The 23,777-nt window shown below is 28.9% G+C and carries 23 protein-coding genes and 1 other annotated feature; of the genes, 21 read left to right on the top strand and 2 right to left on the bottom strand.

Annotated features, from left to right (window positions below):
* Positions 1–52: 52 nt before the first annotated feature.
* From ATCC9714_RS02235 to mgsA, 5 genes are all read left to right on the top strand, one after another.
* A complete protein-coding gene (locus ATCC9714_RS02235; RefSeq protein WP_057544358.1) occupies positions 53–733 on the top strand; it encodes a septum site-determining protein MinC in 681 nt (226 codons plus the stop codon).
* 21 nt (positions 734–754) lie between these two features.
* Complete coding sequence (minD, locus tag ATCC9714_RS02240) at positions 755–1,552, top strand: septum site-determining protein MinD (protein WP_054631590.1); 798 nt, start codon at positions 755–757, stop codon at positions 1,550–1,552.
* A gap of 17 nt (positions 1,553–1,569) precedes the next feature.
* Positions 1,570–1,854 (top strand): cell division topological specificity factor MinE, encoded by a 285-nt coding sequence (gene minE, locus ATCC9714_RS02245; RefSeq protein WP_021125000.1) that lies wholly within the window; start codon positions 1,570–1,572, stop codon positions 1,852–1,854.
* A gap of 94 nt (positions 1,855–1,948) precedes the next feature.
* A complete protein-coding gene (gene rodA, locus ATCC9714_RS02250; protein ID WP_057544359.1) occupies positions 1,949–3,067 on the top strand; it encodes a rod shape-determining protein RodA in 1,119 nt (372 codons plus the stop codon).
* Between the two features lie 19 nt (positions 3,068–3,086).
* Entirely contained in the window at positions 3,087–3,500 is a 414-nt protein-coding gene (gene mgsA / locus ATCC9714_RS02255; RefSeq protein WP_021124997.1) for a methylglyoxal synthase, read from the top strand.
* A gap of 41 nt (positions 3,501–3,541) precedes the next feature.
* On the opposite strand, the gene ATCC9714_RS02260 is transcribed toward mgsA, so the two are convergent.
* Entirely contained in the window at positions 3,542–4,735 is a 1,194-nt protein-coding gene (locus ATCC9714_RS02260) for an FprA family A-type flavoprotein (RefSeq protein ID WP_057544360.1), read from the bottom strand.
* Between the two features lie 277 nt (positions 4,736–5,012).
* On the opposite strand from ATCC9714_RS02260, the gene ATCC9714_RS02265 reads away from it, so the two are divergent.
* The 12 genes from ATCC9714_RS02265 to ATCC9714_RS02320 all read left to right on the top strand — a co-directional run bounded on the left by ATCC9714_RS02265 (position 5,013) and on the right by ATCC9714_RS02320 (position 17,953).
* A complete protein-coding gene (locus ATCC9714_RS02265; RefSeq protein WP_057544361.1) occupies positions 5,013–6,860 on the top strand; it encodes a TIGR03960 family B12-binding radical SAM protein in 1,848 nt (615 codons plus the stop codon).
* Between the two features lie 2 nt (positions 6,861–6,862).
* The gene (locus tag ATCC9714_RS02270; protein WP_021124991.1) at positions 6,863–7,561 is read left to right on the top strand and encodes a TIGR03936 family radical SAM-associated protein; all 699 of its coding nucleotides are present in this window, start codon (positions 6,863–6,865) and stop codon (positions 7,559–7,561) included.
* Positions 7,562–7,708: 147 nt separating this feature from the next.
* Positions 7,709–9,109 carry an Rne/Rng family ribonuclease gene (locus ATCC9714_RS02275; protein ID WP_057544362.1) on the top strand — a complete coding sequence of 467 codons (1,401 nt, stop codon included), beginning with the start codon at positions 7,709–7,711 and terminating at the stop codon, positions 9,107–9,109.
* Positions 9,110–9,228: 119 nt separating this feature from the next.
* Positions 9,229–9,540: a 50S ribosomal protein L21 gene (rplU, locus tag ATCC9714_RS02280; RefSeq protein ID WP_021124988.1), complete on the top strand. Its 312-nt coding sequence runs from the start codon at positions 9,229–9,231 to the stop codon at positions 9,538–9,540.
* 12 nt (positions 9,541–9,552) lie between these two features.
* Positions 9,553–9,870: a ribosomal-processing cysteine protease Prp gene (locus tag ATCC9714_RS02285; RefSeq protein ID WP_021129074.1), complete on the top strand. Its 318-nt coding sequence runs from the start codon at positions 9,553–9,555 to the stop codon at positions 9,868–9,870.
* A gap of 14 nt (positions 9,871–9,884) precedes the next feature.
* Positions 9,885–10,169, top strand: coding sequence for a 50S ribosomal protein L27 (gene rpmA / locus ATCC9714_RS02290; RefSeq protein ID WP_021124986.1), 285 nt, complete (start codon positions 9,885–9,887; stop codon positions 10,167–10,169).
* Between the two features lie 135 nt (positions 10,170–10,304).
* The gene (gene obgE / locus ATCC9714_RS02295) at positions 10,305–11,582 is read left to right on the top strand and encodes a GTPase ObgE (RefSeq protein ID WP_057544363.1); all 1,278 of its coding nucleotides are present in this window, start codon (positions 10,305–10,307) and stop codon (positions 11,580–11,582) included.
* A gap of 28 nt (positions 11,583–11,610) precedes the next feature.
* Entirely contained in the window at positions 11,611–11,982 is a 372-nt protein-coding gene (locus tag ATCC9714_RS02300) for a YhbY family RNA-binding protein (RefSeq protein ID WP_021129072.1), read from the top strand.
* Positions 11,983–12,183: 201 nt separating this feature from the next.
* Positions 12,184–13,518, top strand: coding sequence for a CoA-disulfide reductase (locus tag ATCC9714_RS02305; protein WP_057544364.1), 1,335 nt, complete (start codon positions 12,184–12,186; stop codon positions 13,516–13,518).
* Between the two features lie 173 nt (positions 13,519–13,691).
* A complete protein-coding gene (locus tag ATCC9714_RS02310) occupies positions 13,692–14,957 on the top strand; it encodes a cation:proton antiporter (protein WP_055341125.1) in 1,266 nt (421 codons plus the stop codon).
* A gap of 124 nt (positions 14,958–15,081) precedes the next feature.
* On the top strand, positions 15,082–15,846 hold the full coding sequence (locus ATCC9714_RS02315) for a MerR family transcriptional regulator (protein WP_057544365.1): 765 nt from the start codon (positions 15,082–15,084) through the stop codon (positions 15,844–15,846).
* A 163-nt stretch (positions 15,847–16,009) separates the two neighbouring features.
* Complete coding sequence (locus tag ATCC9714_RS02320) at positions 16,010–17,953, top strand: KUP/HAK/KT family potassium transporter (RefSeq protein WP_057544366.1); 1,944 nt, start codon at positions 16,010–16,012, stop codon at positions 17,951–17,953.
* Positions 17,954–18,382: 429 nt separating this feature from the next.
* On the opposite strand, the gene recX is transcribed toward ATCC9714_RS02320, so the two are convergent.
* Positions 18,383–19,024, bottom strand: coding sequence for a recombination regulator RecX (gene recX, locus ATCC9714_RS02325; RefSeq protein ID WP_055329872.1), 642 nt, complete (start codon positions 19,022–19,024; stop codon positions 18,383–18,385).
* Positions 19,025–19,168: 144 nt separating this feature from the next.
* Between recX and nadD the strand changes: the two genes are divergently transcribed.
* From nadD to leuS, 4 genes are all read left to right on the top strand, one after another.
* Complete coding sequence (gene nadD, locus ATCC9714_RS02330; protein WP_021124970.1) at positions 19,169–19,858, top strand: nicotinate-nucleotide adenylyltransferase; 690 nt, start codon at positions 19,169–19,171, stop codon at positions 19,856–19,858.
* Positions 19,859–19,860: 2 nt separating this feature from the next.
* A complete protein-coding gene (gene yqeK / locus ATCC9714_RS02335; protein WP_155485658.1) occupies positions 19,861–20,430 on the top strand; it encodes a bis(5'-nucleosyl)-tetraphosphatase (symmetrical) YqeK in 570 nt (189 codons plus the stop codon).
* 173 nt (positions 20,431–20,603) lie between these two features.
* Complete coding sequence (gene rsfS, locus ATCC9714_RS02340) at positions 20,604–20,954, top strand: ribosome silencing factor (RefSeq protein ID WP_054630659.1); 351 nt, start codon at positions 20,604–20,606, stop codon at positions 20,952–20,954.
* Positions 20,955–20,984: 30 nt separating this feature from the next.
* Positions 20,985–21,178: a binding site (T-box leader), on the top strand.
* Between the two features lie 56 nt (positions 21,179–21,234).
* On the top strand, positions 21,235–23,655 hold the full coding sequence (gene leuS / locus ATCC9714_RS02345) for a leucine--tRNA ligase (protein WP_057544367.1): 2,421 nt from the start codon (positions 21,235–21,237) through the stop codon (positions 23,653–23,655).
* Positions 23,656–23,777: the final 122 nt, after the last annotated feature.

Raw genomic sequence — 23,777 nt, forward strand, 5'->3', positions numbered from 1 at the left:
AAAAGAATTTGAAGAATATATAAAAAGTGATATATAGCTTTGGAGGTATGAAATGTCTTTTAAAGCATCAGCCAATGATGAACTAGTAGAGTTCAAAGGAAACAAAAGAGGTATAGTTATAAATGTAAAAAAAGATGCCTCATTTGAAGAAATAAAGCAAAGCATAATAGACAAAATAGGCGCATCTGTAGGTTTTTTTAATGGAGCAAAAATATGTTCCATTAATTATAACCACCTAACAGATGTACAGTTACTTCAATTAAAAGAAGATATAACTTCTAGATTCGATATTGAATTTATAGAAGAAGAAATTAACATTCCATATGGAAGCTATGAAACTAAGTATGTAAACAATATGCGCTCTGGAGATAATGTTGAATTTGAAGGAGATATAGTTGTAATGGCAGATATGAAACCAGGTTGTCAAGTTATGGCTACAGGAAGTGTAGTTGTAATGGGAGATATAAGTCCTGGAGCAAAAGTTATAGCATATGGGAATGTGGTTGTAATGGGTAGAGTACAAGGATTTATACATGCAGGAGCTAATGGAAATAAAAATGCATATATTGTTGCTAATAATTTAAACCCTATGGTTTTAAAAATAGCTAAATATATAGCTGAGGCACCAGAAGAAGATTATATCCAAACTTATGATATAAATCCAGAAATAGCATTTGCTAACAATGAAACCATTGTTATAGAAAGCTACTCAACCAAAAAAATAAATAGATAATTGATTAGGAGGGGGAGTATTATGAGTGAAGTTATAGTCATAACATCTGGTAAAGGTGGAGTTGGGAAAACAACAACAACGGCTAACTTAGGAACTGCTTTAAGCTTAGAAAATAAAAAAACTGTTGTAGTTGATGCAGATATAGGACTTAGAAATTTAGATGTTGTAATGGGTCTTGAAAACAGAATAGTATATGACATAGTAGATGTTGTGGAAGGAACATGCAGACTTAAACAAGCGCTTATAAAAGATAAGAGATTTGATAATCTTTATTTATTACCAGCAGCCCAAACTAGAGACAAAAATGCTATATCAGTAGATCAAATGAAAGATTTATGTGATAAATTAAGAGAATCATTTGATTATATAATAATAGATTGCCCAGCAGGAATTGAACAAGGTTTCAAAAATGCAGTAGCAGGAGCTGATAGAGCTATAGTTGTAACAAATCCTGAAATATCAGCAGTTAGAGATGCTGATAGAATAATAGGGTTACTAGAAGCTAATGAAGTAAAAGATATACGTTTAGTTATAAATAGAATTAGAAATGAAATGGTTAAACGTGGAGATATGATGGATAAGCAAGATATAGTTGAGATATTAGCTATAGACTTAATAGGTTTAGTTCCTGATGATGAGAGTATAATAGTTTCTACAAATAAAGGAGAACCAGCTATATTAGATGCAAGATCAAATGCTGGACAAGCATATAAAAATATAGCGAAGAGAATTCTTGGGGAAGATATACCGCTTATGCAGATAGAAACAGAAACTAACATATTAAGTAAAATAAAGAAAATGTTTGGAATGGCTAAGTAATGAAAGGGGATAATTTCATGTTGGATTTGTTTAAGATATTTTCAAATGAATCTAAAACTAGTAAAAATGTAGCCAAGGAAAGATTAAAACTAGTTTTAGTACATGATAGGATAGACTGTTCTCCTCAACTTCTAGACTTAATTAAGTCAGATATATTAAAAGTTATTGCAAATTATGCTGAGATAGAAGAAGACGGATTAGAAATAAAAATGGCAAAATCTAGAAGTGATGAAGAAGATGGTCCGGTATCAGCGTTAGTTGCTAATATACCATTAAAGAATATAAAAGAAAGAAGTAGATAAAAAAGGGGGGAGGGCCTTATTAGCCAAGCCCCTTTTTGTATTAATATAAACTAAACTACTTAGGAGTGGTCTTAATAGGAAAGATGGTGATCAAGTGTTTGATTTAAAGTCAAAATTTAAACTTATAAAAGAACTTGACTGGAAGCTTATTGCAGTAGTTATATGTATATTTGCTTTTGGTCTTGTAATATTAAGTAGTGCAACACATGCGACAACAACTGGGAATTATAATCAAATAACAAAACAAGGTATAGCTTTCTTAGCCGGAATGGGATTTGTTATTTTAATACTATTATTTGATTATAATTTTTTAGGGAAATACTACAAAGGTTTATATATTGTTAGTATAATATTATTACTATTAGTTTGGATACCAGGTCTTGGAAAAGAGATGGGGGGAGCTAGATCTTGGCTTAACCTAGGGCCTCTTGATTTTCAAACTTCTGAATTAGTTAAACTAACATTTATATTAAGTTATGCAAAGATAGTTGAGGAAAAAAAGGGTAAATTAAAAACAATAAAAGATTTAATACCTCTAGGCCTTTATGCAGGGCCAATAATACTATTATTACTTATACAACCTGACTTAGGAACAACTATAGTTTTCTGTTGTATAATAGGAGGAATGTTACTTACAGCGGGACTTAATGACAAAATTATTAAAAGAGGGCTTATAATAATAGTTGTAGCTATGCCAATTATGTATATGGTGATGGCTCCACATCAAAGAATTAGAATAGATGCTTATTTAAACCCAGAAGATCTTAAATATCCTGGTAACTACCAAGTAATGCAATCAATGATTGCAATAGGCTCAGGTGGAGTTACAGGTAAAGGATTATACGAAGGAACTCAAAATCAAAATAACTTCTTACCAGTTCAAGATAGTGACTTTATATTTGCTGTTATAGGTGAAGAATTAGGAATGTTAGGAATGTTAGTTGTAATCGTACTATATGCAATATTTTTAATTAGAATGATTAAGATAGCTAAAGAAGCTAAAGATTTTTATGGAACACTCATAGCTATAGGGGTTACCTGCATGTTTGCTTATCAGATTATACAAAATATAGGAATGACTGTTGCGGTTATTCCGGTTACAGGAGTAACTTTACCATTTATTAGTTATGGAGGAAGTTCCTTAATGACATCACTTGCAAACTTAGCATTAGTTTTAAATGTAGGTATGAGAAGAAAGAAAATAAATTTCTAATATATTAGGGGTGACTTAAATGAATATAGCATTAATAGCACATGATGAAATGAAAAACACTATGGTTGGATTTTGTATAGCTTATGAATCTATACTTAAACACTATGGATTATATGGAACTGGAACTACAGGAAAAAGAATTGAAGAAGAAACAGAACTTAAAGTCAAAAGGTTAGCATCTGGACCACTTGGAGGGGATCAACAAATAGGATCCTTAATAGTTTCTCAAGACATTGACTTAGTAATCTTTTTAAGAGATCCAATGACTGCCCAAGCTCATGAACCAGATATACAAGCTTTAATTAGACTTTGTGATGTTTATTATGTACCTATTGCTACGAACCTTGCTTCAGCAGAGATTTTTATAAAAGCTATAGATAGAGGCGAGTTTTCTTTTAGGGAAGTTAGAAAAACTACAACTCAACGTATATAAATAAAAAAGCTATCTCATAGAGATAGCTTTTTTATTTATATTTATTTTATAGCTTCAGCAAATTTAACACCGAAATCGAAGCATTCTTGTAATGTTTCATCACTTGGGAAGAATTTCTTTTTAAGTGTTTCAACAGGCATTTTGAATCCCATGTTTTTAACAAGTAATTCAGCCATTGTTATACCTTCACCACTCCATCCGTAAGAACCAAATACTCCGGCATATTTACCTTGGTTAGCCATAGGATCTATTAAAGAAAATGCATCCCACATAGGTTTAACCATTGTTCTATTTATTGTTGGTGAACCAAATAGTATACCTTTTGACATTACCATAACATCATGAAGTTCTGCTAAATCCATTTCTTCTATATCATATAAAGCTGCTGCTTCACCTGTAGATACTATACCTTCATATATTTTTTCTGCCATAACTTTAGTATTAGTATAAGCTGATAAGAATAATATAGCTATTTGGTCTTGGTTAGTAGAATTAACTGTCTCAGTAGACCAATCTACATATCTTTTAACTTGAGCCATAGGGTCTTTAGATAATATAGGACCATGAGAAGTTAATATAGTATCAAAATCTAATCCTAACTCTACAACTTTGTTTACAGCTTTTAGCACGTGCTTAGAGAAAGGCTTAACTATACAGTCAAAGTAATGTTTAGATGATTTTAAATAGTCTTGACTATCTACTATATCAGGATCAACACTTGCAAAGTGGCATCCGAAAGCATCACAAGTTAATAAAGTTTTATCTTCTTCTATATAAGTAAACATTGTATCTGCCCAGTGTAAGAAAGGCGCAGATATGAATTTTAAAGTTCTTTTACCTATGTTTAAAGTTTCCCCATCTTTTATAACATGACACTTAAATGGTCTGTTAACTTGTTCAGCTAAATACATTTTAGCTGCACTTGTACATATAACCTCAACGTCTGGGTTTATATCAAGTATATACTTTAAACTTCCAGCGTGGTCTGGTTCAGTATGATGTACAACAACGTAATCTAAATCTTCTATTTTTGTTAAAGATGATAATTTTTCTATAAATTCATCTTTGAAGTTTGGTTTAACTGTATCAAATAATACTTTCTTCTCATCGTCTATAAAGTATGCATTGTAAGTTGTCCCAAACTCAGTTTCCATTATGATGTCAAAGATCTTTAAATCCTTATCTATAACACCAGTCCAGTAAATGTCGTTTTTAATTTCAAAAGCTTTTTTCATAAGAAAATCCTCCTAAATCCGCAATTAATAAGATACGTAATTATATTTAAAATATACCCACTAATAAAACTTTAAAACATATTGTATACAAAAAACTTCAAAAATTCTTGAAACTTATTGTAAGACAATTACTATATTAACAAAAAATACGATTGTTTTGTATATAATAATTTAGAATTTGCAAATATTATAAGTAATTATCTTTTGATACATCTTAGTATATCGTGTATAATAATATTTATGTTTATATAATGAAATAATCTTACGGAGGATTTGTATGAATAAAAAAGTAGACTTAAAAAGGATTCTTAAAAAGGTTGAAAAACCTGCTAGATATTTAGGTAGTGAAATTAACTCAATACATAAAGATACATCAAATGAGAACCTAATTAGATACGCTCACTGTTTTCCTGACCTTTATGAGGTAGGAATGAGTCACTTAGGTAGTCATATATTATATGATGTTATAAATAGAGATGAAGAAGTATTTTGTGAAAGAGTATATGCACCAAATGTAGATATGGAAGAAAAAATGCGCGAAAATAATATTCCATTATTTGCACTAGAGTCAAGAGAACCTATAACTAATTTTGACTTTCTAGCTTTTACTCTTCAATATGAACTTTCATATACTAATATACTAAATATGTTAGATTTAGCAAAGGTTGAAATTTTAGCAAAAGATAGAAAACTAGATGCTCCATTTATATTAGTTGGAGGACCTTGTGCTTATAACCCAGAGCCAATAGCAGACTTTGTTGATATAGTTGTTTTAGGTGAAGGGGAAGAAGTTAACTTAGAAATAGTTAACAGATACAAAGAATGGAAGAAAAATAAAACTACAAGAGATGAGTTTTTACTAGATATAGCTAGTATAGAAGGAGTATATATTCCTAAATTCTATGATGTAATTTACAATGAAGATGGTACTATAAATGAAGTAAAACCTAATAAAGAAGGAGTACCGGCTAACCCACATAAGAGAATAATAAAAAATATGGACTTAGTTGAATACCCAGAAAAATTAATCGTTCCATTTATAGATACAGTTCACGATAGAATAGTACTAGAATTATTTAGAGGATGTACAAGAGGATGTAGATTCTGCCAAGCTGGTATGATATATAGACCAATAAGAGAAAAAAGTTTAGGTAGATTAAAAGAGATACTTGAAAAACTAGTTAAAAATACTGGATATGATGAGATATCTTTATCTTCTCTAAGTACGAGTGATTACAGCCAGTTATCAGAACTTACTGATTATCTAGTTGAAGAGTATACATCTCAAAATATTGGTATATCTCTACCATCACTTAGACTTGACAATTTCTCTATGGAAATTGCTGAGAAGATACAACAGGTAAGAAAATCAGGACTTACATTTGCACCTGAAGCAGGAACTCAAAGAATGAGAGATGTTATAAACAAAGGTGTAACTGAAGAAGACTTAGAAAATGCTACAAGAAAAGCATTTGAAATGGGATGGAACAGTGTTAAGTTATACTTTATGATAGGGCTTCCTACAGAGACTTATGATGATTTAGATGGTATAGCTAATCTTGCTTACAAGGTAATAGATATTTATAGAGATGTTAATGGTGGAAAATTAAGAAGAGCTTTTGGAGTAACTGTAAGTACTTCTACATTTGTGCCTAAACCATTTACACCATTCCAATGGCATGGACAAGATACAACAGAGAAAGTAAGAGAAAAACAAAGACATTTAGTTAAGAAATTAAGAAATGGAAATATAAAATATAACTATCATGATTCAAAAACTAGTTTAATGGAAGCTGTTATAGCTAGAGGAGATAGAAAATTAGGTAAGGTTATATATGATGCATATAAAGCTGGAGCTAAGTTTGATGGATGGGCTGAGCACTTTAAACTAGAGATATGGGAAGAAGCAATGAAAAATAATAATCTTGATATAGCATTTTATGCAAATAGAGAAAGAGAATATGAAGAAGTATTCCCATGGGATCATTTAGATGTAGGGGTTAATAAAAAATTCTTAATAAGAGAAAATGAAAAATCAAAACAAGATGCTATAACAGTTGACTGTAGACATAAATGTAATGGTTGTGGAATAAATACACATACTATAGGAAAGGGGATGTGTTAATTATGAGTAAAATAATAAGATGTAAGTTCAAAAAAGAAAATGATATGATATACATATCGCATCTTGACTTACAAAGATTATTACAAAGAGCTTTTAGAAGATCAGAGATACAATTATCATATTCTCAAGGATTTAATCCTCATCCTAAGATGAGTTACGGACATGCATTAGCTTTAGGAACTGAAAGTCAAGGAGAGTATCTAGATGTTGAGATAGAAGATGATTTAGCTTCTGATGAATTTTTAAAGAAAATAAATTCAACTATGCCAAAAGGTATAGAATTTATAAAAGCTATGGAAATAACTAAAGATGTTCCTTCTTTAGCATCTACTATAGAATATGGTGAATATATGTTCACTTTAGAGGTAGAAAAAGAATTATCTAAAGAGTTTGTTAAAACTAAGGTTGCAGATTTAATGAATGAAGAGGAAATAATAATAACTAAGAAAAATAAAAAAGGTAAGACTGTAGAAGTTAATATAAGACCTATGATAAAGAACTTTGATGTTATAGATGTAGAAGATAGGGTTATAACATTAGAAGCAACTATTTCTACAGGATCAAAGGCTAACTTAAATACAAATATATTTATACCTAAGATGTTAGAAACTTTTGGATTAGATATGGATCCACTAGATGTTGACATTTTAAGAAGAGAATTATATATAGTTGAAGATGGAGAGTTAGTAACTCCAATGTAGGAAAGAGGTGGATATCCACCTCTTTTCTGATATAGTGGGGCATGATTGTAGTGTATGTAAGTACTATATAGTAGACTTATCCATTATGGAATCCAATAAATTTATAGACATTTTATGTAATAAGAGAGAAGAGGAAGTGAAGTTTTTTTGAAAAATATTGTTATAGAGTCATTGGTTACTTCTCAGAAAGTAGCTGTTTTAGAAGATGGTATACTTAGTGAGCTTTTCATAGAGGATAGTTATAATATAAAAACTGTATCTAATGTTTATAGAGGTGTTGTACGAAAAGCTTTAAAGGGGATAGAGGCTTATTTTATTGATATAGGAACTGAAAAACTAGCTTATTTAAGTATGAAAAATAATGAGAGTATTAAATGCGGTCAAGATGTTTTAGTTCAAATAAATAAAGAATCTATTGGAACTAAAGGAGCTAAGCTTAATACTGAAATTAGTTTTGCAGGTAGATATTTAGTTTATATTCCATCTAATGATAGATTGACAATTTCTAATAAAATAAAATCTGAGAAAGAAAGATTTAGAATTAAAAAGATAGTCCAAAATATAGATAAAGACTTTACTGGAATTATAAGAACAGAAGCTATTGGATGTTCAAAAGAAGAGCTAGAAAAAGATATAGAGGATTTGAAGTTTGAACATAACCGTGTTTTAAAAGAATTTAAATTAGGTATAGGGCCTAAACTTTTGTACAAAGATTTAGATTTTGCATCTAAGTATGTAAAGGATAATGTAAATGATAGTGTTGAAAAGATTATTGTTAACAATGAAGAAAAATATGAAGAATTAAAAAGTGTTTTAAATTATGTAAATAAAGATTATAAAAATAAGTTAGTTTTAGAAAATAATAAAGATGTATTTGATTTATATTCCGTTCAAAGTCAAATAGATAAATGTTTAGGTAGAAAAGTTTGGTTAAAAAGTGGAGGATATCTAATAATAGACAAAACTGAAGCACTTTCGGTTATTGATGTTAATACAGGAAAGTTTACAGGAAACTCTAACTTAGAAGAAACAGTATATAAAACTAATATAGAAGCTGCCAAAGAAATATCTAGGCTTTTAAGAATTAGAGATATGGCAGGTATAATAATTGTAGATTTTATAGATATGCAAAAAAGTGAATATAAGAAAAATCTCATAGATATTTTGAGCAAAGAAACTCTAAAAGATAAAAGAAAAACAAATGTCATGGGTATAACTAAATTAGGGTTAGTAGAAATCGCAAGAAGAAGAGAAAAAGATTCCATAGATAGTTATTACCTTAAAAACTGTGATATTTGCAAAAGCGGTGAACGTATAAAATCTATAAATAGATTAATAGATGAAATTGAAAAAGAAGTTATGAGAGTTAAGGAGCATACTTCTTATGATCAAGTAGAAATAGAGTTAAATGAGAGAGTTTTTGAAGAAATAAATAAAAATCATAAACGAAAAATAGATGATATAAGTCAAAAATATAATATAAGTATATCTTTAAGTAAAAAAAGGGATATAGACTATGAAAAAATGAATATTATTTTTAATAGTTAGTTGACACAAACTATAAATTATAGTATTATTTATAAATGTAGTGCCGCTCAATAAAGGTCTTTAAATCTCTTAAGTGAGTACCTTTGATTGGCGAGTTTGAGACCGAGGAGGTGTATTTAATGTACGCTATAGTTAAAACTGGAGGAAAGCAATATAAAGTTGCTGAAGGAGATGTAATCTTCGTAGAAAAGTTAAACGCAAACGAAGGTGATGTAGTTACTTTAAACGAAGTATTAGCTTGTTCTAAAGATGGAAACTTAGTAGTAGGAGCTCCTACTGTTGAAGGTGCATCTGTATCTGCTAAAGTTGTAGAGCAAGGAAAAGCTAAGAAAGTTATAGTTTTCAAGTATAAAGCTAAGAAAGACTACAGAAGAAAGAACGGACATCGTCAAGCTTACACTAAGTTAGTAGTTGAAAAAATAAACGCTTAATTGTAAAATACCATGATAAAAGTTAAATATTATCAAAATGACGATTTCAAACTTAAAGGTTTTTGTCTTAAAGGACATGCTGATTATGCAGAGTTAGGCTCTGACATTGTATGTGCAGCTGTTACATCCAATGCTTTATCGGTTATAAATTCTTTGAGTATATTGCAAAAAATTGAATTTGATAAAGTAATAGGCCAAGAAGGTCATATTGAGTGTCTTGTTAAGGATAAATACTTAGATGATGCACAATTGTTATTACAACATTTTCAATTAGCTATTAATGAAATTAAAAGGGAATACCCAAAAAATATAAAAATTCTAAAAAAGTAGGAGGTGACTCCAGAATGTTAAAAATGAACTTACAATTACTTGCATCTAAGAAAGGGGTAGGATCTTCTAAGAACGGTAGAGATTCTATATCTAAGAGATTAGGTGTTAAGAGATTCGATGGACAAGTTGTAACTGCTGGAAGTATAATAGTTAGACAAAGAGGAACTAAAATACATCCAGGAACTAACGTAGGTAAAGGTGGAGATGACACTTTATTCGCATTAGTTGACGGTGCTGTTAAATTCGAAAGAAAAGACAAGAAAAGAAAGAAAGTAAGTGTATACCCAGTTGCTGAGTAATACACATAGAAAGGAGTGTTCTTACACTCCTTTTTTAAATATAATAATTAATTTAAAATATATTCTTAAATAGAATTTATATTATAGATTGTGGCAAATATAAATAAAAAGCTTTAAAAAAGAAGGTGAATAAATATGTTTATAGATAAGGCTAGAATATTTGTAAAAGCTGGTAACGGTGGAAACGGATCAGTATCTTTTAGAAAAGAAAAATACGTTCCAGCTGGAGGACCAGACGGTGGAGACGGAGGCCGTGGAGGAAGTATAATATTTAAAGTTGACTCAGGACTTAGAACATTAATGGACTTTAAATATCAAACTAAATATTCTGCACCAGCTGGTGGAGATGGAACTAAGAAAAGACAAGCTGGTAAAAATGGTGAAGATTTAGTTTTATTAGTACCGCCAGGAACAATAATAAGAGATGAAGCTTCAGGTCTTATTATATCTGACTTAAAAGAAGAAGGTGACGAGGCTGTAGTTGCAAGAGGTGGAAGAGGTGGAAAAGGAAACCAACACTTCGCCAATGCAATAAGACAAGCTCCTGCATTTGCAAAATCAGGAACTGATGGAGACGAAAAATGGATAACGCTAGAGTTAAAAATGATAGCTGATGTTGGTTTATTAGGATTCCCTAATGTTGGTAAATCAACATTCTTATCTGTTGTAACTAAAGCTAAACCAAAGATAGCTAACTATCACTTTACAACTTTAACACCAAATTTAGGTGTTGTTCAAACTAAGTTTGGAGATAGTTTTGTACTTGCAGATATACCAGGACTTATAGAAGGTGCGGCTGAAGGTATTGGTTTAGGACATGACTTTTTAAGACACGTTGAAAGAACTAAAGTATTAATTCATATAGTTGACATATCGGGTATAGAAGGTAGAGATGCTTTAGAAGATTTTGACAAAATAAATGATGAGTTAAAGTTATATAACGAAAAATTATCAACTAGACCACAAGTTGTTGTTGCTAATAAAATAGATATAATGGAAGACGAAAGTAACTTTGAAAACTTTAAAAATGAATTAGAGTCAAGAGGATACAAAGTATTTAAAATGTCTGCTGCAACTAGAGAAGGTATAGATGATGTTATAGCTTATGTTTCTCAATTATTAAAAGAAGTTGAAGATATAGAGTTAGTTTCAGAAGAAGAAATGTATAGACCTGAATTAGTTGAAGAAACAGAAGAAGGATTACAAGTAGAAATAGAAGATGGAGTATATGTTGTTACTGGTAAAGCATTAAGAAGAATAATGTACTCTGTTAACTTTGAAGATATGGAATCAGTTCAGTTCTTCCAAAAATCTATGGAATCTCAAGGTGTATTTGATAAGCTTAGAGAAATGGGCATAGAAGATGGAGATACTGTTAAGATATACGATATAGAATTTGAGTTCTATAATTAAAATAATTAAGACATAAAGAGGTGTACACATGTTAAAAGGAAAGCAAAGAGCATACTTAAGATCTATTGCTAACACTTTAAAACCTATAACTCAAATAGGTAAAGAAGGTGTTACTGAGAGTTTCTTAGATCAATTAGAAGATATGTTAAAAGCTAGAGAAATAGTAAAGGTTTCAATATTAGAAAATGCGGGACTAGATGCAAAAGAAACTGCAAATGCGATATGTGAAGCTTTAAGAGCTGAATTTGTTCAAGCTATAGGGTTTAAATTCACTATATATAAGAAAAATGAGGAAAATCCTAAGATAATATTCCCAGGACATGAGCAAGCAAAAGCTAAAAAAGCTGTTGCAACTAATGTTACTAAAAAAGGAAAACCAACAAAAAGATCAGCTAGATAGTTATATAAATGCCCTAAATAATGTTATTTAGGGCATTTTTTTATTAAATAAAGTGATTTTTACTTAATTTTTAAAAATTTCAAAAAAAGTAGAAAAAACAGTTAAAGTATGTTAATATATTTTCAGTAATGGGTAAACGATATATTATGGTGGAATTATTTTGTATTATAAAAAATTAAAGTATTATTAAGGAGAAAAGACATGAGAGTTGTTATAATTGGAGCAGTAGCTGCGGGGATGAGTGCTGCTGCAAAGTTAAAAAGAAGTAAACCTGAATACGATGTTATAGTTTATGAAAAAACTGATGTAGTATCATTTGGAGCTTGTGGCCTTCCATACTTTGTTGGAGGATTCTTTGATGATCCTAACAATATGATAGCTAGAGCTCCTGAGAAATTTAGAGAGAGTGGAATAGATTTAAATATATTTAATGAAGTAATTTCAGTAGATACAGAAAATAAAAAATTAAAAGTTAAAAATGTAAATACTGGAGAAACATTTATAGATTCTTATGATAAATTAATGATAGCAACGGGAGCTAGCAGTATAATACCTCCAATTAAAAATGTTAAGCTTGAAAATGTATCAACATTAAAAAGTTTAGATGACGGAGTTAAAGTAAAAGAGTTAATGAATAAAGATGAAATAAAGAAAATTGCTATAATAGGAGCTGGATTTATAGGTCTTGAAGCTGTTGAGGCTGCTAAGAAGTTAGGAAAAGAAGTGGTAGTTTTCCAATTAGAAGATAGAATATTACCTCAAGTATTTGATAAAGAAATAACTGATATATTAGAATCAGAAATAAGAAAGCATGAAGTAGATTTACGTCTAGAAGAAATAGTTAGTGAATTAGTTGGAGAAACTAAAGTTGAGAAAGTAGTAACAAACAAAGGTGAGTATGAAGCTGATTTAGTTATAATAGCTACAGGAGTAAGACCTAATACTGCTTTCTTAAAAGATACAGGAATGGATATGTTGCCAAATGGAGCTATAATTATAGATGAATTTGGAAGAACTTCAATAGAAGATATATATGCAGCAGGAGATTGTGCAACTATACAAAATATAGTAACAGGACAAGATTCATATGTTCCTCTTGCAACTGGAGCTAATAAATTAGGTAGAATAGTTGGGGAAAACTTAGCTGGAGCTAACAACTCTTTCCAAGGTTCTTTAGGGTCAAGTTGTATAAAGATTATGGATATGGAAGCTGCGGCGACTGGACTTACAGAAACTCAAGCATCCAAGTTAGGGGTAGAAGTTAAAGCTAAATTTATATCAGACTTTAACCAAACTAACTATTATCCAGGTAGAGATAAGATGTATGTTAAACTTGTTTATGATGCAAGTACTAAAGTTATATTAGGTGGCCAAGTAGCAGGATTTAAAGATGCTGTTCAAAGATGCAATGTAATAGCTGCTTGTATATTTGGAAAATTAACTACTAATCAATTAGGTATGTTAGACTTATGCTATGCACCACCATTTGCTAGAACTTGGGATATATTAAATGTAGCTGGAAATGTAAGTAAATAATTAATGAAAAAGTAGATTAAAATATTTTAATCTACTTTTTTTATTTTACAACCATTTAAAAATATAATGATTATAAGAAGAAATATAAATTTTACTTATGATTTAAATGATAGTAAAATAATATTTGTGATTTGAAAATCGGACTAATATTATTAATATATGGAGGAATATTTATGGAAAATACAATGGAAGCTATTGCTACGAATAATTTATTAATAATATTTTCAGCAATAGTTATAACGGGAATTATATTGGGAAAATTAAGTGAAAAACTTAAGATTCCAGATGTAATATTATATTTAATAGCAGGAATTGTAATAGGTCCAGCAGTTTTAAACTTAATAAGTGTAGACTCATTTCCAATAGAAAATAATTTAATATTAACTTTTGGATCAGCTTTTATACTTTATGAAGGCGGGAGAGAAGTCAATTTGAAAGTCTTAAATAAGGTTAAGGTGAGTGTAGGATTATTAGCTACACTAGGAGTTATAATTTCAACTGTCGTAGTTGGGTTTGCAACGAATAAAATATTTGGGCTACCAGTTATGACATCTTTATTAGTTGGTGGAATAATTGCATCAACTGATCCAGCAGCCCTTATACCTGTCTTTAAACAAGTAAGTATAAAAGAAAAAATAAAGCAAACTGTAGTTAGTGAATCGGCTTTTAATGATGCGGTAGGAGCTATAATAGTAAGTACATTATTAACTATAGTTACATCTGGAAGTTTTTCAGTTGGAGAAAGTGCAAAAGAGCTATTAATAGCGGTATTTGTAGGTGTAATTATTGGAGTATTAGTTGGATATGTATTTTCAGTGCTTATATCTGATAAAAAGTGGGGAATATTTCACTCATATGCACCAATAATCTCTATTCTTAAAGTTGTATTAGCTTATGAATTAGCTACATTATTACATGGTAGTGGTTATATGGCTGTATTTATAGTAGGACTTATAGCTGGAAATAAAAAGTTATTTGGATTATGGGTTCCAGAAGAAGATTTTCAATCTGAATATCATTTTAGAGAAAGCATAGCATCTTTATGCCGTATGTCTATATTTGTAGTTTTAGGAACTCATGTAGATTTAGGAGCACTATCTCAATATTGGTTACCTTCATTAATGGTAGTTATAGTGCTAATGTTTGTAGCAAGACCTCTAGTAGTTTTAGTTTGTACTTTATTTGATATAAAAGCTAAGTGGAAAATGAATGATAAGTTATTTATGATGTGGGTAAGAGAAACTGGAGTTATACCTGCAGCTTTATCTGGTATAGTTGTTTCTATGAAGGTGCCTGGATATGAAGTGATTTCATCAGTAGTATTTATGACAATATTAATAACGCTTATAGTACAGGCTAGTACAACAAAACTAGTAGCTAAACAATTAGATGTTTTAGAAGTAGAAGATGAAAGTTTTGAACTTAAAAAAGTTGCATAAAAATATGAAAAAAGACAGTAGATAAATTAAAAATTTGTTTGCTGTTTTTTTATTTATAAAAAATAAAATTTCTGTTGACCCTAACACTATGTAATACTTTAATATGTTTTTAGGAGGGAAAAAGATGTATAAAGTAAATGATATATCAAAATTAACAGGCGTAAGTATTAGAATGCTTCATCATTATGATAAAATAGGACTTTTAGTACCAAGTGAAAAAACAGAAAAAAATTATAGATTATACAGTGATGAAGATATAAAAAAACTCTATCAAATATTAATATTTAAGGAATTAGAATTTCCTCTAAAGAAAATCAAAAGTATTTTAGAAAGTAGTGACTTTGATAGAAAAGAAGCTCTTAAGTTACAGAAAGATTTAATGATAAAAAAGAAAAAAAGGATGGATGAAATTATTCAATCTATAAATGAAGTTATTGATAATTTAGAAGGAGATAAAAAAATGAGTGAAAAGAATTTTAATGTATTTAATTATGAAAAAGTAAAAGAACATCAAAAAAAATATGAACATGAGACAAAAGCTAAATATGAAAAAACAAATGCTTATAAAGAATGTAATGAAAAAACTTCTAATTATTCAGAAAATGATTGGAAAAGAATTTGTGAAGAAGCTAATTATATTTATAATGAACTGGCAAAATTAATGGATAGGAATCCAGAAGATAAAGAGGTTCAATATGTAGTTGAGAAATGGAGAAATCACATAACTGACAATTATTATGAATGTACTATTGATATATTTAGAGGGTTAGGAATTATGTATGTAGCAGATAATAGATTTAAGAAAAATATAGATAAAACTAAAGATGGATTAGCCGAATTTTTAAGTGAAGCTATAAAAATTTATTGTGATAAATTTAGCACAATTTAAAAAAACGTATAATCTCGAAAGATAATAAAATCAATATGAATTTGAGTAAATATAATATTATTTATATAAAAACAAGCAATAAATAAGCTTATATCGAGATAGACATTAAAAGATAATGCGAATATAATGGTCTGAAAATTATTATTAAGGAAGGAATCTCGTTATGAGCAGTAATAAAAAGGTAACTATAGCATCGCTATTAGTAGCACTAGGAATTGTATATGGAGATATAGGAACATCGCCATTATATGTTATGAAAGCTATATTAGCGACTAATAAGGGATACATCTCTAATAACTTAGTATTAGGTGGTGTATCGCTTGTTTTTTGGACGTTAACACTCCAGACAACAATAAAATATGTAATTTTAACACTTAAAGCTGATAATAAAGGGGAAGGTGGAATTTTTTCTTTATACACATTAGTCAGAAAAAGAGCTAAGTGGTTAATAGTACCTGCAGTTATAGGTGGAGCTGCTCTTTTAGCAGACGGCATGATAACACCTCCTGTTACGGTAACTTCATCTGTTGAAGGATTAAAATTAATATGTCCATTAAGTACGAAAACAGTTGTTATAGCAGTTATTTGTATATTGATATTTTTATTTTCATTTCAAAGATTTGGAACAAATAAAATTGGTAAACTTTTTGGGCCTATGATGTTTGTATGGTTTTCTATGTTAGCTATATTAGGAGTATCACAAATAATAGATTATCCACAGATAATAAAAGCTATAAATCCATATTATGCATTGAATTTACTTTTTACAAGTCCGAAAAGTTCGTATATATTAGGTGCAGTTTTCCTTTGTACAACAGGAGCAGAGGCATTGTATTCTGATTTAGGACACTGTGGAAGAAAGAATATATACTTTACTTGGGTATTTGTTAAAGTTTGCTTAGTTTTAAATTATCTAGGTCAAGGGGCATGGTTAATATCTAGAAATGGTCAACATATAAATGATAATCCATTTTTTCTAATAATGCCAAAATGGTTTGTTATACCTGGAGTAATAATAGCTACATTAGCAGCGATTATAGCTAGTCAGGCGCTTATATCTGGTTCATTTACATTGATATCAGAAGCTATAAAATTGAACTTATTCCCAAGACTTAGAGTTAGATATCCTAATGAGGAAAAAGGTCAAATATATATACCAGCGATAAATTATATACTAGGTGTAGGATGTATATTACTAGTATTATATTTTAAAAAATCAGAAAATATGGAAGCTGCATATGGTCTTGCAATTACTGTAACTATGCTTATGACAACTATTTTATTATCTCAATTTGAAAAATATAATAGAAGAAAGCCTATCTTAGGTATAGTTGTTTTAATTGTTTTTGGATGTATAGAATTAAGTTTCTTATATGCAAATTTATTTAAATTTTTCAGAGGTGGATATATAACATTATTTATAGGTCTTTTCATAATATTTATAATGTACACTTGGATACATGGTTCACATATAAAACAAAAACATAATCAATTTAGTAAAATATCAGATAATATGGATAAGTTTGAAGCGATAGAAAAGGATACTGAGTTACCTATATATTCAACTCATACGGTATATTTAACTCAATCTCAAAATAGAAAGTATGTGGAAAATAAAATATTACATTCTATATTTAATAAAAGACCAAAACGTTCGAAATTTTATTGGTTTGTTCATGTGAAGGTAACGGATGAACCATATACAATGAATTATAAAGTATATACTATAAAGCCAAATCAGATATTTAGTATAGAATTTGAATTAGGATTTAGGGTAAGTCAAAGGGTAAATGTCTTTTTAAGAGAAGTAATTCAAGATTTAATTACAACAGGAGAATTACAATTTATTCCTAAAGAATATATGATAAACAATAGTTGTGATAAGAATGTAGGAGATTTTAAATTTGTAATATTAGAAGAAATTTTATCTAATGAAAGTAACCTAAATAAATGGGACAATTTAATTATGAGTTTTAAAGTCTTTATTAAAAAGATTACAGTATCTCCAGAAAAATGGTTTGGAATTGATACAAGTATTGTAGAAATTGAAAAAGTGCCTATAACAATAGGTAAAAGAAATAAAGTTAAGTTAACTAGAGTTCATTAAATTAAAATAGCCATAAGTAAATTAAAAAGTTTGCTTATGGCTATTTTAATTTATTTTTAAGTTGGTTAGTAGTAAAATTTATATATCAAAGTAAATCAGATATATTTATAGTAGATATATACTTATAAAAGTCAATTTTAGAGAAGTATGTGAATGATGAAAACTATAATATTACCTAAAATATAAATTTTCAACAACATTTAAAATATTTCCTGGTAAATAATTTGATTTTTTTGTTACAATAATGATATTAATCATTGTTGTTAGTGTGGGAGAATAAAAATTAATTTAAGCTCATTTTTAAAGTTAATAGTTTAATAATCAATAGTTGATTTACAGAGATATATAGTGAGTAAGATTTATTAGTAGATACTAACAATAAAAAAAGAGATAGGTTAAAAGTTACCTATCTCTTTTTATTTAATATATTTAACAATAATCGGACTCATCAAACTTAAGTAATTTATTTAAGACTCTTTTAATAATGTCATAGCTAAATCCTTTATAAGCTAAATGCTGAGATATTTTTTGATATATTTTATTTCTATCTTCATTTTTAACTCGTTCATACCTTTTTTTAGCTAAGTGCATAGCATTCTCAAACTCAACATCAGAATCGATATCAGAAATAACTGAATCTATAGTACTTCTATCTATTCCCTTGTTGTATAGATTTTGTCTTATTTTATTTTTACCACATTTATTTACTGATAAATTAGTATTAGTTATTCTTTGAGCTAAATCTTCATCATCTACAAAGTTATATTTTCTTAAAAAGTCTAAAACTTCTTCTATTATATCTTCATCAAAATCATTTGAAAGCTTATTTTTTATGTTTTTTTCTGACTGAGGAGCCTTAGAAAGTATATTTAAAGCTTTATTTTTAGCTTTTATATACATCTCATCATGAAGCATACTTCTTAAAGTATCTTCATCTATTTCCATACCTTTCTTCAAATTCAATGTAAAGACTAATTCTTTGTATATACCCATAAAAAATTGTTCGTTTAAATATATATTAACTCTATCTTCCTTTTTTTTTTGAGCTTCTATTTTGGTTATTATAGCCATAAAAACCTCCCTTACTTAAAATATTTATACTTTAATATATTTTAAAATATGTACAAAATTATACAGCAAAATGTAGAATAATTGTATCTAATAAGTAAAAATTAATGATACAATATAAGTATAAAGGACAAAAGGAGATATTTGATGAGAATTGATGAATTAGTTTTAAAAGCTAGGAATATAAACAACCTAAAGTCAAATTTTCATAAAATGGGAAATGAGAAAATAAGAATAGGTATAATGGGAGGAACTTTTGACCCTATACACTATGCACATTTAGCAACAGCGGAATTTATAAGAGAAACTTACAATCTAGATAAAATAATATTTATACCAACGGGAAACCCACCACATAAATCAAAATTAAGAACGGATAAGCTAGATAGATACAATATGGTATTATTAGCCACAATGAATAATAATAATTTTGTAGTTTCTGATATAGAAATAAATAGAAAAAACAGGACTTATACAATTGATACATTAAAGGAATTACATAGATTATATCCAGATGCAAATATATACTTTATAACAGGGGCTGATACTATTTGTGATATAGAGACATGGAAAAGTTTTTCAAAAAATTTTGAATTAGCAACCTTTATTGCAGCAAATAGACCAGGAGTAAATTCTAATGATGCTAGAGTTAAAATTGAGAAATTAAGAAAAAAATATGGTGCAAAAATAAGGTCTGTAACTGTTCCTTCATTGGATATATCGTCAACCTATATAAGAGAACATATAAAAGTTGGGAGATCTATAAAATATTTAATACCAGAATATGTAGAAACTTATATATGTGAAAAAAATATATACATAAATGGAGATGAGTAGATTTGGATTTTGAAGGTATAAAATTTAAGCTAAATAAAATGCTTCCAAAACATAGAATACTACATTCAGAAGGTGTAGCAGACTGTGCAGTAAAATTAAGTGAAATTTATGGATACGATAAAGAAAAGGCATATTTAGCTGGGATACTTCATGATTGTGCCAAATATTTAAGTCATGATGAAGTTGATTATTATGTAAAAAAGTATGAAATATATTTAGATGAATATGAAACAGATAGTTTAGCACTCTCTCATAGTGTAATAGGTTCGATACTTGTTAGACATGAGTTTTTAATTGATGATATAGATATAATAACAGCTATTAGATATCATACAACAGGAAAAGCTAAAATGGATATTCTTGAAAAAATAATATACATTGCAGATTTAATAGAAGTAAATAGAGATTATCCAGGGGTAGATGAACTTAGAAAGCTAGTTTATAGTGGAAAAATGGAAGAAGCTTTATTGAAATCTTTTAACAATACCATAAAACTAGTCATAGATAGAAATCAAATTATACATCCAAGAACTGTAGAAGCTAGAAATTATATTTTAAATAAGAGAATATAATTTAAAATAAATAATCACAATATTAAAAAGAAATAGTAGTATATTAATATAATTTAAAAAGTGAAAATATTTTGAAAATAAGTTAATACTAATGACATAAATAACTATTAGTAAAGTTGGTTTTTTGTGGTATAATATAAAAACGCGAAAAATAAGGAAGGTAGGAATTTAACATGACAGTAGAACAAATGGTTAAAGTTATATATGATGCTATCGATGATAAATTAGGTAAAGATATATCTATAATAAAAGTTGGAGAAGTGTCAAGCTTATGCGATTATTTTGTAATAGCAACAGCTGGATCTCAAAGACAAGTAAAAGCTATAGCTGATAATGTAGAAGATGAACTTACTAAGTTAGAAATAGAATCTAGAGGAAAAGAAGGTTACGAAACTCAAGAGTGGATATTACTAGATTTTGGAGATATAATGGTTCACGTATTCAATGAAGAAAATAGAGCATATTATAATTTAGAGAAAATGTGGAAAGATGCTCCATATGTTGATGTTGACACATTAGCATAATAATTATATAATTAAAAAATATAACAAAAAATTAAAATAGACTAGAGTAGTAAAATTAAATCTTTATTTCAGAGAGCTAGTGGAAGGTGTGAACTAGTATAAAGCTAATTTGAACTTGCTAGATAAAATCTATTTGACCGTGGTTGGTATAAAGACTAGTACAAGAGGGTTATTATAAAATAACCAATTAGGGTGGTACCGCGAGTAATATCCTCGTCCCTAGACAGTAATGTTTAGTGACGAGGATTTTTTATATAAAAAATTAATAGGAGGCAAAACAATGAGGGTTTATAAACCAAATGAAGTTGAAGCTAAATGGCAAAAAACTTGGGAAACAAATCAGCAGTATAAAACAAATACTGAAGATTCATCAAAACCAAAATATTACACATTAGAAATGTTACCTTATCCATCAGGAAAAATACACATGGGACATGTTCGAAATTATTCTATAGGTGATGTTATAGCTAGATTTAAAAAGATGCAAGGATATAATGTACTTCATCCAATGGGATGGGATTCATTTGGACTTCCAGCAGAAAATGCAGCTATAAAGCATGGAATCCATCCTCATAAGTGGACTATGGAAAATATAGAGGACATGAAGGGACAATTAAAGTTATTAGGATTAAGTTATGACTGGGATAGAGAAATAGCAACATCTACTCCGGAATACTATAAGTTTACTCAAGAGATATTTTTAAAGTTCTTAGAACATGGATTAGCATATAAGAAAAAGTCTTTCGTAAACTGGTGTCCATCTTGTGAAACGGTTCTAGCTAATGAGCAAGTTGTACAAGGAGCTTGTGAAAGATGTGACTCTGTAGTAGTAAAAAAAGACTTAGAGCAATGGTATTTTAAAACTACTCATTTTGCAGAAGAATTACTTCAAGATTTAGATACCTTAGATGGATGGCCAGAAAAAGTTAAAACTATGCAAAAAAACTGGATAGGAAAGAGTACTGGAGCTGAAATAACTTTTGATATAGATGGAACTGATAAGAATGTTACAGTTTTCACAACTAGACCAGATACAGTTTACGGAGTTTCATATATGGTACTTGCACCAGAGCATGAATTAGTAAAAGAATTAGTTGCAGGAACTGAATATGAAGAAGAAGTTGCAAAGTTTATAGCTAAGATGCATACTATGACTGAGATAGAAAGAACTTCTAGTGATCTAGAAAAAGAAGGTATGTTTATAGGAAAACATGTTATAAACCCATTAAATGGCGAAAAAGTAGAACTATGGATAGCAAACTATGTATTAGTTGACTATGGAACAGGTGCTGTAATGGCAGTTCCAGCTCACGATGAAAGAGATGGTGAGTTCGCTTCTAAGTATAACTTAAATGCAATTGAAGTTATAAATGAAGATAACATAATGATAAACTCTGGAGAGTTTGATGGAATGGAAGCTTCAAAAGCATTTGATGCAATAATTGCTAAATTAGAAGAAATGAAAATAGGAAAGAAAACAGTTAATTATAGATTAAGAGATTGGTTACTTTCTAGACAAAGATATTGGGGATGTCCAATACCTGTAGTATATTGCGATGAGTGTGGTCTAGTACCTGAAAAGAAAGAGAATTTACCAGTATTATTACCAACTGACATAGAATTTACAGGTAAAGGTGAATCACCACTTACAACTTCAAAAGAATTTATGAATGCTACTTGTCCTTGCTGTGGTAAACCAGCCAGAAGAGAAGTAGATACAATGGATACTTTTGTTGATTCTTCTTGGTATTTCTTAAGATATATAGATGCTCAAAATATGAAAGAACCATTTGCTAAAGATGTGGTTGATAAATGGATGCCAGTTGATCAATATATAGGTGGAGTAGAACATGCTATAATGCATTTACTTTACGCAAGATTCTTTGTTAAAGCATTTAATGAAATGGGAATGGTAGATTTTAAAGAGCCATTTAAAAATTTATTAACTCAAGGAATGGTTTTAAAAGATGGAAGTAAAATGAGTAAATCTAAAGGAAATGTTGTATCTCCTCTTGAAATAATAGATGAGTATGGAGCAGATACTGCTAGATTATTCGTATTATTTGCAGCACCACCAGAAAGAGATTTAGAGTGGTCAGATCAAGGTGTTGAAGGATGTTTTAGATTCTTAAATAGAGTGTATAGATTAGTAGATGAATTAGCAGATATAACTAAATCTGAAGCTACTTTAGGAGAATTAACTAAAGAAGATAAAGCTATGAGATTTACAATAAACGCTACGTTAAAGAAAGTAACTGAAGATTTAAATGAGAAGTTTGGATTTAATACTGCTATATCTGCATTAATGGAATTAATAAACGAAATGTACAAGTACAAAGAGTTAGAAAATAGAAATGATGCAGTTATAAAAGAAGCTATAGAAACTATAGTTACAATACTTGCTCCATTTGCACCACATATAGGTGAAGAATTATGGACTATGATAGGCAAAGATGGAAGCATATTTGATATATCTTGGCCATCATATGATGAGTCTGCATTAGTTAAGGATGAAGTTGAAGTTGTAGTTCAAGTTAATGGTAAAGTTAGAGGTAAATTAAGTGTAGCTTCTAATATATCAAGAGAAGAAATGCAAGAAGCTGCAATGAACGATGAAAAAATAAAAACTTTAGTTGAAGGAAAAACTATAGTTAAAGTAATTGCTGTCCCTAAAAAACTTGTTAATATAGTTGTAAAATAATAAAAAGGTCTTTATAAAGGCCTTTTTTATTTAATATGATGTTAAAAATAAAACAATAAAAATTAATACAAAAAAGTAAGTTATCTAATTAAAAAAAGATGAGTTTTTTTATATTTTAAAAT

Source organism: Paraclostridium sordellii, assembly GCF_000953675.1.
GTDB classification, from domain to species: Bacteria; Bacillota; Clostridia; order Peptostreptococcales; family Peptostreptococcaceae; genus Paraclostridium; species Paraclostridium sordellii.